This is a genomic window from Methanomethylovorans sp., assembly GCF_041305605.1.
In the GTDB taxonomy this organism is placed as follows: Archaea; Halobacteriota; Methanosarcinia; order Methanosarcinales; family Methanosarcinaceae; genus Methanomethylovorans.
On record NZ_JBFYLB010000173.1, the window covers coordinates 1 to 11,422 of the forward strand.

Annotated in this window: 10 protein-coding genes; 7 read left to right on the plus strand and 3 right to left on the minus strand. The window is 42.8% G+C overall.

Annotated features, from left to right (window positions below):
* Nucleotides 1-339 (plus strand): DUF1699 family protein (locus ACCM36_RS11080; RefSeq protein WP_370573826.1); only part of this gene is annotated, 339 nt, incomplete at its 5' end.
* A gap of 216 nt (nt 340-555) precedes the next feature.
* Here the strand turns inward: ACCM36_RS11080 and ACCM36_RS11085 are convergent.
* Nucleotides 556-1,866: a hypothetical protein gene (locus ACCM36_RS11085; protein ID WP_370573827.1), complete on the minus strand. Its 1,311-nt coding sequence runs from the start codon at nt 1,864-1,866 to the stop codon at nt 556-558.
* 193 nt (nt 1,867-2,059) lie between these two features.
* Between ACCM36_RS11085 and ACCM36_RS11090 the strand changes: the two genes are divergently transcribed.
* Genes ACCM36_RS11090 through ACCM36_RS11100 form a run of 3 tightly spaced genes read left to right on the plus strand, consistent with a single transcriptional unit; the run spans nt 2,060 to nt 6,299 of the window.
* The gene (locus tag ACCM36_RS11090; RefSeq protein WP_370573828.1) at nt 2,060-4,372 is read left to right on the plus strand and encodes an RND family transporter; all 2,313 of its coding nucleotides are present in this window, start codon (nt 2,060-2,062) and stop codon (nt 4,370-4,372) included.
* Nucleotides 4,369-5,478: a COG1361 S-layer family protein gene (locus ACCM36_RS11095; protein ID WP_370573829.1), complete on the plus strand. Its 1,110-nt coding sequence runs from the start codon at nt 4,369-4,371 to the stop codon at nt 5,476-5,478. Before ACCM36_RS11090 ends, ACCM36_RS11095 begins: the two co-directional genes overlap by 4 nt.
* Nucleotides 5,479-5,498: 20 nt before the next feature.
* Nucleotides 5,499-6,299 carry a TrmB family transcriptional regulator gene (locus ACCM36_RS11100; protein WP_370573830.1) on the plus strand — a complete coding sequence of 267 codons (801 nt, stop codon included), beginning with the start codon at nt 5,499-5,501 and terminating at the stop codon, nt 6,297-6,299.
* On the opposite strand, the gene ACCM36_RS11105 is transcribed toward ACCM36_RS11100, so the two are convergent.
* Nucleotides 6,286-7,026, minus strand: a complete 741-nt coding sequence (locus ACCM36_RS11105; protein ID WP_370573831.1) for a 4Fe-4S double cluster binding domain-containing protein — start codon at nt 7,024-7,026, stop codon at nt 6,286-6,288. The two genes, ACCM36_RS11100 and ACCM36_RS11105, sit on opposite strands and share 14 nt — an antisense overlap.
* A 79-nt stretch (nt 7,027-7,105) precedes the next feature.
* Between ACCM36_RS11105 and ACCM36_RS11110 the strand changes: the two genes are divergently transcribed.
* On the plus strand, nt 7,106-8,611 hold the full coding sequence (locus ACCM36_RS11110) for a small ribosomal subunit Rsm22 family protein (protein ID WP_370573832.1): 1,506 nt from the start codon (nt 7,106-7,108) through the stop codon (nt 8,609-8,611).
* Between the two features lie 136 nt (nt 8,612-8,747).
* On the plus strand, nt 8,748-10,076 hold the full coding sequence (locus ACCM36_RS11115; RefSeq protein WP_370573833.1) for a hypothetical protein: 1,329 nt from the start codon (nt 8,748-8,750) through the stop codon (nt 10,074-10,076).
* Between the two features lie 34 nt (nt 10,077-10,110).
* Here ACCM36_RS11115 and ACCM36_RS11120 read toward each other — a convergent pair whose 3' ends face one another.
* Nucleotides 10,111-10,785, minus strand: coding sequence for a hypothetical protein (locus tag ACCM36_RS11120; protein ID WP_370573834.1), 675 nt, complete (start codon nt 10,783-10,785; stop codon nt 10,111-10,113).
* 195 nt (nt 10,786-10,980) lie between these two features.
* Between ACCM36_RS11120 and ACCM36_RS11125 the strand changes: the two genes are divergently transcribed.
* A partial coding sequence (locus ACCM36_RS11125) for a class I SAM-dependent methyltransferase (RefSeq protein WP_370573835.1) occupies nt 10,981-11,422 on the plus strand: 442 nt, incomplete at its 3' end.

Below are 11,422 nucleotides of genomic sequence, written 5' to 3' on the forward strand. Positions count from 1 at the left end.
ATCGTACACCTTGCATTCAGACCATCTAACACAGACATTTTCTCGCTTATAATGAAGTGCCCACAGGTCAAAGCACTCCACATCCCAATTTCTTATATGAGGACTATATCCAGCTCTGCACAGATGTACCTTAAAATGCAGGGCATTGAGTTACTAGAGGGTGATGTATGGGGCCACCGCAAGGATATCAATGAATACTCAGAGGTCTCCCAGCATGTTTACGACCGCATAAAGCAGTATCTCCAGGAAGGAATGCAAGAAGAAGACATTATTGACAAGCTGGTAAGAGAAACCAGGCTTAGCCAGGATTTTATTTCATTCCTTGTCAAGAATAACTAATGACTCAGTGTCGGCTATATGGCTGGCATTTTATTTTTATCCCTAATGCTTCAAAAAAAGCTGTCATAACCATTTACTATAACAACTACATAAATAACTATACAAACAACTATACAAATAAATGGGTTCTGTAGATACCATTTATATTGAAATGATAAGGCAACCTCTATAAAATACAAAGTACTTTATATACTTTCAATAGACTCCAAGCTGTCATTACTTTTCATTTCTGGAGGCAGAAAAGGCTTCTATTCTTCTTGCAAGCCGATATGAAATATCTGATAGATAAGCAGTACCCCATGCAGCCACAGCAAGGGCTCCAAGCAGATCGAAGAACATATCGCGCATTGTATCACTGATACCATACTGTGTTAAAAAAGCATCCATCTCAAACTTAACTACCATCTCATCTGTCAGGAATTCCAGGATCTCCCATATTACGCCTGCAGCGAGGACAAAAAGAAGGATGAAGACAAACATGAATCTGGGAGGTATGTATAACTCATCAGTGTAGATATCAATGGCCCTTATAATTACATATCCTGCAGCTGCAATGACACTTGCAGAAAGCGCATGGGTCAGGTTGTCCCATCTTGCAACTGTTTCATAGAATGACAAAGCTCCAAGTGCATGCATGAATACAGCAAGAATGGCCCATAGCATCAGAAATGGGTCATATGGTATGTTGTATTTACGGGTGAGGATATTTGGCAAAAAAGTAATTGCGAATACTGCAATTGCATTAAGTGCCACCTGAGCGTCCTTCCAAAAAATGCCCGCTAACATCATTATCAGCAGGCTGGCCTGCATGATCCTCATTGCAAGTTCTTGTTTTCGGGCTGATATCCCAAGCAATTTATGGATAGGTGCAGGCGGTCTGGTTGATGTGTCTATAGAAGTTAGATCTTCATTCTTTGATGGAAATCTAATGGAATTAGGAGTTGATTTTCCTCTGGATTTAAAGTACCAGCCAAAGATCAAACCAGCGATAATACCTGCAACTGTAGCATACATGAACTCATTCATTACTTCAGTGTTGATAGTTTCCTGTGATCTGCCATCGAGAATGAAAGCGGTTCCAATATTTATGTCCAGTAACCATTGCATAAGGTGCCATAGACCGGATATTGCAAGTGTGGTTATGAAAACGAAAAGAATCGCAAACATGTGATCCATCTTTACAGAAGTGAACCAGTTGATCTCTGCTGCTACCAGCAGTGCAATGGTTGCTACTGAGATATAATTAGGTATACTACTGAAGAATAGGTGGTAGCCTATTGCATTTCCAACTATTGGTAATGCGACCAACAATATAAGATACCATGGAGGCATGATTGACAAATTCTTAAAGAACAATGCCGGAAGAAGTATTATGCAGATCACGAAGGCACTTAGGATTCCCCATGCATATCTTCCATTCATAAAGTTCATGAAGGTCAGAAAAACCAGGGCCAAGAGAATTATCCAGGACAAGATCGCATTTCTATATGTATCCAGCAGAAGTTCTCTAAGCTTGTCTCTGTCCATATAATATCACTGATATTAGGATATCTCTGTTTTTTTAAGCATTTTTTGTTCAACTCTATCAGATGAGACTTTTAAAGGTCAAAGCTACACTCCAAAAAAGTCCTCTCTATTCTTAGTAATAATAATATATTAATTAGCTACTAGTAATAGAAAAGTATATATTTTGTTAGTACTGTACTACTAACAGCTTAGCATGTCTGTAAAACAAATCTTTGAGAAAATCGGGACATTTATAGAAAAACGGCCCAAAACAATAATTCTGGTAGCTATAATCCTTATGCTGGTATCACTTCAGGGCGCTGGCCTCATAGAAAACAAGAGTGGGACAGATACCTTTGTGAAAAAGGGCTCTGAAACTTACCAGAACTATGATCATCTATATACACAAAATTTTGGCAGTGAAGTTATAGTTGTACTTGTGGATTCCGATGACGTGAGGCAATCCGATGTTCTGGAGGCAATAGACAAGTTTGACACGATCATCGCGGAAGACAAGGACGTTGAAAATGTTATCAGTATGGCATCACTCTTCAAAAGTGCAGCATATTCTGCAACAGGCCGTGAGGAAATACCAGATGACAATACCATTCTAACACTCATCGACCAATTGCCTTCTACTTATGTTGACACTTTCATGCCAGACACCACGCATACCCTCGTTATGGTCCAGATGCCTGGAAGTATTAGTGAAGATAATAAGAAAAGGCTCCTTGGCGAGGTTGAAAGCACCCTCCAAATAGTTGATTTTCCTGCAGGCACCACCGCGATAGCTACCGGTGATCCGGCATTCTCAATAGCAATGTCAGAAGAAATGAGCTCAAGCCTTACAAGCATGCTGGTCCTTGCTTTCATTTTGATGATAATCGGCCTGCTCATTGTCTTCCGACATGTCAGATGGTGTTTGCTTCCAATACCTGTCATTTTCATAGGTCTGATCTTTACCTTTGGTGCTATGGGTTTGCTGGGTATTCCTATGACCATGGCATCAATGGCAGTATTCCCTATTCTTATCGGATTGGGGGCAGATTATGCAATTCAGTTCCAAAATCGTATTGAAGAGGAGCTTTCAAAGGGAGAGTCTGCCGAAGAGGCTGTAATAGATACTATTAAGCACACAGGTCCTGCAGTCGCTACAGCTGTTGTGGCAACATGTTTGGGATTTGTTGCTCTTTTCAGTTCCCCTGTTCCTATGATACAGGATTTTGGAAAAATGAGTCTTGTAGGAGTTCTCCTTTCTTACCTTGTTTCAATGTTCGTTCTTGTGGCGTTATTATATCGGCTCGATAGAAGGTCACTGGAAAAGGAAATGAAAAAAGAGCGCAACGGAGAAAAGAGAATTTCAAAGAAAACCGAAATTAAGTTTTCTCCTATGGGTAAGTTCCTTGCAAAAGTTTCCATGCTAACTACAAAACACTATGCAATTGTCCTGACGCTTGCAACGGTCTTTGCAATTGGGGGACTCTATGCAGATGAACATGTCGGAGTACAGACAGACACAGCGGACTTTGTGCCCCAGGATATGCAGGCATTGCAGGATCTGAACAAACTTAACAGGGTCATGGGAGGCAGTGATCAAATAAATGTGATCATCAGGGCTGATGACATAATGGACCCGGACCTGTTGCAATGGATGGTCGATTTCGGTGAACTGGAAGAAGAAGGACATAGTCAGATAACAGGGTCAAGCAGCATAGGCACGTTGGTAACCTCCAGTTATGGGTCTATTCCCTCTGACAGGGATGCGATCGTTACAACTACTGACAGTCTTTCATCGGTCGCTACTGACCAGTACATCGAAGGAGGAAACCTTGGTGTCCTCAATCTCAAACTTGCAAATGACTTAGATACAAACCAGGTTTCCAGTATCATAGAAGCAGTTGAAAATGACCTTCAGTGGTATGCTCCACCCCCAGGAGTATCTGTTACCGTTACAGGAAGTACATTCATGCAGAATTCAATAATAGGTGCTCTCACCTCAGGCCGGACTGCCATGGGTTACCTGGGAATGGCAATTATCTTTGTGGGCATGGTAATTATCTACAAGGATTGGATGAAATCCCTGGCTACAATACTGCCTATTGTAATGGTTACCGGATGGCTTGGTGGAGTTATGTACGTGCTTGACATGAAATATAACCCACTTACAGCTACACTCGGCGCTCTTGCCATAGGAATTGGGGCAGAATTTACTATACTTATGCTGGAACGTTATTTCGAGGAACGTGAAAAGGGCCTGGAACCATCTGATGCCATGGAAACAGCTGCACAGAAAATAGGACCAGCTATCCTTGCATCAGGATTTACTGTAATATTTGGTTTTTCAGCCCTTGTAATATCCTCGTTCCCAATGTTACGTGATTTCGGAATCGTTACGGTAATAGCCGTGGCTTTTTCGTTACTCAGCACAATCATCGTCCTGCCACCTATTATGGTTAACCTGGACAGATGGAGATTAGGCCGCAAAAAATCAGAAAAATATGTAGAATCTAACAAGGTGAGTATATGATATCTCTGAAAAATGTAAAGGTGCTTACGATCGCAATCATGTTACTTAGTTGTGTTTCGGTCGCATCTGCAAGTGTAGATGAGGACGTTGTCGATGAAATTGCAAGCGATTATTATGACGTCTACGGATCTCCTCATCTGGTGGCAAACCTCGCCTGTGATGAAGTATTCGAAAGAGGAGAAGAAGCTACTCTTTATGTGAACATACTCAACGATGGGAAAATTACAGGATTCGAGGCAAATGAAGATGACATCGATGATGATCTTGAGGAATATGGAGAAACACTTACCCGTACATATATGGCAAGTGAACTTTCCTCTGATAGGGCCATCACAACAGCAGATTCCATGACGGCAACACTTTCACTTGTCGACCCCAATGCTCCTATAGAAATCGAACAGGACACTTTGCTCTTAGGTTCCTTGAGTTCCGGGAAATCCCTGTCATCTCCTGCTGAATTTCCTATAGAGATATATGACAATGCAAAAGCTGGCACTTATGATCTGAAGCTTTATATCTCGTATAGGTCCCAGAGGGATTCTGCGGTCACACCTCCTTACGGTGACACTTACTACTGGTATGAGGGCATGAACCAGACAATGACCATTCAAATAGTTGTTGAAGAAGAACCGTATTTCAGGATATCGAATGTTGAATCTAATCTGCTGGCGGGTGATGAGAAAACTATCAACGTAACATACACCAATACCGGGGAACAGGTAGCACGTGAATGTATTGCAAGGATAAGCGTTGTGGATCCTTTCACAACTACGGACGATCAGGCTTATCTTGGGGACATGTATCCCGGCGACTCAAAGACAGCAATATTTGATGTAAATGTGGCAGATGATGCGACCATTAAGAACTATTCGATAAGCAGTGAGATAAAATATAAGGATCAGCACGATGAAAGCCAGTATTCGGATAACCTTAAAATACCGGTGGAGGTTGGCCCTGCTGAATCTCTTAATGCATCTGTTGCAGTCGGATTTGTGCTTCTGGTGGGTATCGTCGGCACGCCTGTATATCTTATATCCAGAAAGAAAAAGGGGAATAATTACAAGAAATATCTGGAGAATAAAGAAAAGAACGGAAACGACAAATAAGTACATCTTGATAAAGTATTATGATGAACACACTGATAGAATCTCTTCAGCAACTGGGTCTTACTTCCTACGAAGCCAAAGTGCTTATTGCACTTACACGGTACGGTAGCGGGAATGTGGCGGATATCCATGCATTATCAGGTATCCCCCGTTCTGCCGTGTATGGCGTGCTTACCAAACTTAATGATAAAGGAATTATCGAGACCCAGCATACCAAACCTATGCGTTACAGAGCAATAGCTCCGGTCCAGGTCATTGACAGGTTGAAAGTTAATTATGAAAATGCTGTAGAAACATCTCTGGAGCAACTTGAGCAGATCTATCATGCACCTGATGTTTCCATCGAAGAAGATGGAGTATGGAATATCAGCGGTGTGAAAAACGTTACTGATAAGATCGTCCAGATGCTGGACTCGGCCAAAGAAGAGATCATACTTGCGTCCACATATCCTTCTTTAGACAAGGCTACGGAAACCTATCCTATCATGGAGATCATCACAACGAAACTTCAGGAAAAGATAGATGAGGGTCTGAAGGTAAAGATCACTATCAGTGAACATCAGGCAAGAAGTGACAATCAGACAGGTAAAAAACCGATTCATGGTGCAGAGGTAAGGGTCTATTCCACAGAAGACAGCGCTCATCCTTTGAAGGGGGGAATAATTGTGATCGATGATCAGGAGCTCCTCATTATCACCGTAAAGGATGAGGTTGCTCCTCCAAATCTCATTGCCACATGGTATAACGGAAAGGAACAGGTCTCAATTTTCAGGCATTTCATTGAGGTTGAGTGGAAAGCATCCCGATCTATAGGGTGCTGAGAAAATGGTGCATTTTGGATACTATTTTTCCGGCATATGGACATACGTAAAGGCACATGCCACATACTTTTATTTGCCCCTTTTCTCCCAGTGATCTGATGTATTCTTCGCACTTGCGTGCGTCATATCGTACTTCACGTGCTTCATTTTCTTTAAACTCAAGTCCTGTGAAGGCTTTTACAGGGCAGATGTCCACACAGGCAGTACAGTTTCCGCACTTTGATGCCATTATATCAGCAGATGCTTCCAGAGGTGCATCTGTCAGAACAGATACCCACCTTACCCTGGGGCCGTGATCAGGTGTAACGAGCAGGCAGCTTTTTCCTATCCACCCAAACCCTGCCAGACGTGCCCCAAGCTTGTGGGAAAAGGACGCACATATTCTTTCATCATCTATTCTTTCCGCGGCAGGCAACGGCAGTACTCTATATCCTTTATCCTGTAGGTAACTCGCAACAATAGACGCTGCAATGTCAAGCCTGTGGTTTATGACATCATAGCAGTGATGCTTATAGTTCAAAGCTACTGAGCGCTGTGATCTGTCGGGCAGCCTGTCAACTATGTCTTTAAAAAGAGGGATTCCCAGAGATATTGAAAAAGGATAGTCTTTCAGTTCATTTCCACCCTGCTGGATAATGAACTCTTTTGCCAGGGACAGGTCACCTACACCACAGTAGAATATCCCGTTGGCTTTTGCCAGGTTTTGTATCTCTTTATTGAGGTCCATAAGAAGAACAATCATTTGTATTTGATATAAGTTTCCGGAATCAGTACATTTATGAGCCTTCCCGGCATCCCTCCTATCAATGAAGGATAGTGAAAAGGAAATTATTTCCACTCTTAAGTATGTCTCCCACATGAAGCCTGAGTTCAGACTGTCGGAGATAAAGAATTACATTACATGTGATATGTCCGTTGAACAGATCTACAGCACGATCAGACCATTTCTATACGAGCTGGGTATTGATGCCAGCCCCGAAGGTGAGGATTTCAGGATAAAGCTTGCTCCTTCCGCAACAGCAATGGAACTTACCGAAGAAGAGATAAAGAAAAGTGAGCTTTTCTTCATGTCGGCAGTGGTGTCAGCAAAACTGCAGACGATCATCGAGCAGTATATCAGCAAGAAGACCGCAAAGAAGTGGGATGACCCGCTTGTCCTGGACAGGATCAGAAAAGCAGTTGTGGGTCAAAAGAACGCATACTGGAAAGAAGGCAGTTCCCGGAAGATCTCCTATGAAAAAGGATACAATGTACTGGGATACCTTGCTTATCAATTCCCGGTGTATTTTGTGCAGTTCCAGCACATGCTCTACGGCATGGCCCAGGCCGGTATACTCAAAACACGGATGAGGATCCTTGACGTGGGTACCGGTCCGGGTACAGTGCCTCTGGCTATCGCCGATTTCTACAAGAGGCTGGAAGGTCGCAAGGCTGACATCTACAGCGTCGAGCTATACGATGAGAATATCGAAGCCTTCAACTCCATAGTTCCGCAATACGTATCAGATCCCATAACTCTGCACGAGCCTATAAGGTCAGATGTGCGTGAAATAAAGCCAGAGATCCTACCTGAGAATATCGACCTTATGGTGTTCTCTAATGTACTCAATGAGATCAAAGATATTACCACTGAGCAAAAAGCTGATATGGTGCTGAAATTGGCGCAAAGGCTTGCATCCGATGGAAGTATACTTGTAATAGAGCCTGCGGACAGAGCAAACTCAGTGGAGCTGCGCAGGCTGAGCATTGCACTCAGGGGGGCCGGTCTTGGGATATATGCTCCATGTTCCTTTATATGGGGTGCAGGCTGCAGCCTTGAAGAGTGCTGGAGCTTTGAGCAAAAGCAAGACATAACTCCTACATTGCTAATGCGTAAGCTTGCAGAGTGTGATGAACCATATCGCTATGTAAACACGGACATTAAGTATTCTTATTTTATAGTGAGAAAAGACAGTCTCACCAAAGAGTGTTACAAAGTCCCTCCCAGGGCACGCTTTGCACGTTTCTCCAAAATGGGCACGCACAAAGATAAACGCATCAACGTCGTATGTTCCCTGATGTCGAGTGACCTCGGTGACGAAAAGTACAGCCTCTACAAGCTATGTGATGGCACTTCCAGGAAAGCAGTATATGCAGTACTTCCCTGGCATAATGTCACCGAAGATAACAGCCTTATTAAAAGAGCGAAGTACGGGGAGGTATTGGAGATCTATAATGTGCTTGTGAACTATAATAAGGAAAAGGACGCTTTTAATCTTTTATTGAGTAAAGGAAGCACAGTTAGCCGGATTGGTGAGGAAAGAGACGATTAACTCTCGTCTTTTCAGGTTCTATGTTAATTTCTTCTTTCTTTCTTCGCCGATAACTACGGATTTCTTTGAAGTTTAAGAAGTTATTTAATATGTGTACGTCCATATTATGCATTGTCAGTTCAAAAGGGTGAAATTAATGAACAGATCACAATACATATTATATGGATTATTTGCTGTGCTCCTTGTATATATGACAGGTGCCACAGCATTTGCAGGCAATGCGGCAGTTTCCGAGCCTGCTGTGGAGATCACGAACAAGGTCATATCTTCCACGGTAGGTGGCATGGTCTCCAATGTTGGAATGATCGCTGAAATGGATACAATAAGTGTTGATCCAAGCTACTATAATTTAATGTTACAGCCCGGAAGCAGCGGAAACTTCACAGTTACCGTGACCAACAAGGAAGATGCTGCGATCACAGTAAATCCGACAATGGTTATCACGCCATATACTTACAGTTACATGGACGAAAGCTGGGTCACAATAACTCCCGCACAGGAAGTTCTTGAGGCTGGGGAAAAAGCACAGTTCGAGGTAAAGGTATCCATTCCTGAGGATGCTGGGATCGGGAACTATGCTGCAACGCTGGCCTTTATGGAGAATATACCTGAAGGCGATATATTGTACGGGGGATTCCCAGGTACTGTACAGTTGAACGTAGATGTCTGGATACCTCCGCAGGTACAGATCCTCACAACATACATATATGACAGGGTGGAAGCCGGAAAAGTGTACAACTATGAGATATTGCTCAGTAACACCGGTGACTCCGAAATTGCCATTGACCCACAGCTTGTGGAAAATATGTATTACCCCATGGTCGCTGAGACAAGTTCGATCGCAATGGACGCTGCAGCATCTATGCCATACTATGGCGGATACGGGCAGGCCTTCGGGACCGATGCCATCACCATAACAGGTCCTTCCAGCATAAAGCCAGGGGAGACTGCTGTGATAAAGGTCCAGCTAGAGGTGCCTGCTGATGCAGAAGGAGATTTCTCCGGTAGCATAGACCTGAACATAGATGATCCGGGTATCCGTGAGTATGAGGGTGTGGTATCCCTTAACTTCCACGTGGCAGTACAGCCTGAAGAGCCCTACGAGATCCCCTTCAAGGTAAATGATAATGGAACAGTTACTATTGAACTTAAGTCACACATGTATGATATGTATGCCTCAAGCAGCAGTGCAGATCCATCATTTGAAGTGAAGCTCATAAACCCACAGGGTAATGAGGTCGAAGCAGTAAAGGCAGGCGTACAATATGGTGGATCAGTCACAGTAGGCAGCATTTCCTACCCTGTGCTCAAAGCATCCGGGAATAGCTCAGAATATCATAGCTACTCACAGGATTATGTGGAGACATACACAGTACAGGCATCTGCAGGCCAGTGGACCATGTCAGTAATGCCACATAACACGGAGAACTTTGAGTACTCCATAAATATCGAACCATCTCAATGAACCAGGATCAGTGAAGTTGCCAGCCTGACGGGAACTAGAGGGGAAGCTGGCACTTCCTATCTTTTATATCGGCATTTGAATGTACATCAGTTGTTGGACAAAGAGATAAAACTCTTTGGTCGATGTCGAACCCCACTAAAAAGCTTCCGAGCATTTGTTTTTTATCTTCGGTTATCTTTAGCTGCAGGTAATCGTGAGTATAGCTTGACGGGATTCCTATCACAGCGTTAGAAACGCCCCTAAGCGAATTTAATTTTGGGCATGGCTGTTCAGTAATGACCATGCATATTGGATCATTTTGATCACTAATTCTCAGAGCTTCCTTGTCATAGAAGATTATATTGCCCATGATCAACGAATCTTTGCACTCACTGAACTTAGCTATAACACTTTGATCTTGTGTGTCTTCGCCTATCATCTTTCCTTTATGGAATAGTTTTACGGTGTTGACTGGCCAATTGTATTCTTTGTCGACCATGAAGGCTAATACTACCTCGCAGCTCAGGGTCTTCCTTACTCCAAAGTTATATTTCTTTCCAATTATCTTGCAGCCTATTTGTTCGTCCAGTGTTTCGAGGTTATTTATCCTCTCTATGTCTATTGTATCAAGGGGCACTACTTTGCAGATACCTTTGATAGAGCTTAGTTCATTTTTTGCAGATTCGATTATCTTGACTGGTTGAATTATTTTTTCCACCGAATTTGTCATACAGTAAAATATGCAATTATGTTATTTAAAATGCTATTGTTTATTCTATTATACAATAGAGACGTTTTGCTTTTAAGTGAATCTGTGGTCTGATACTTTGCTCAAGAAGTTAGCAACTCTTTTTTATTCTATTAATTACATTAAATTAGTTCGTGGACATTACGGTCCATTTCCAAATCCGGAAGGTCAAGTCAGATGAACAGAAATACTTTGATGTGCTCCCAAAAGAAGTATGCTCCAAAACCTAAAAGTCTTGGGCCTGTATCCAGTCTTGAAGAACATGTAAATCCTGACTGGTGGAAAGAGATCTTCAATTCCCTTTATCTTAAGACAGATGCTGACGTAGTAGGCGATTCTGAGATCACAAGGGAAGAGATCGATATGTTCCTCTCCGTTCTGAACCTATCGCAGGAGAGCAAGATCCTGGACCTCTGCTGTGGACAGGGGCGCCATTCCATGGAAGTGGCAAGGAGAGGCTTCAAGAATGTGGAGGGTCTGGACAGATCTCATTATCTCATCCAGAGAGCAAAGAACACTGCAAAAAAAGAGGGTCTGACCGTACGTTTCAAGGAAGGGGATGCCCGTAAAACACCTTATACTACTGACACATTTGATGCTGTGTTCCTGCTGGGCAACA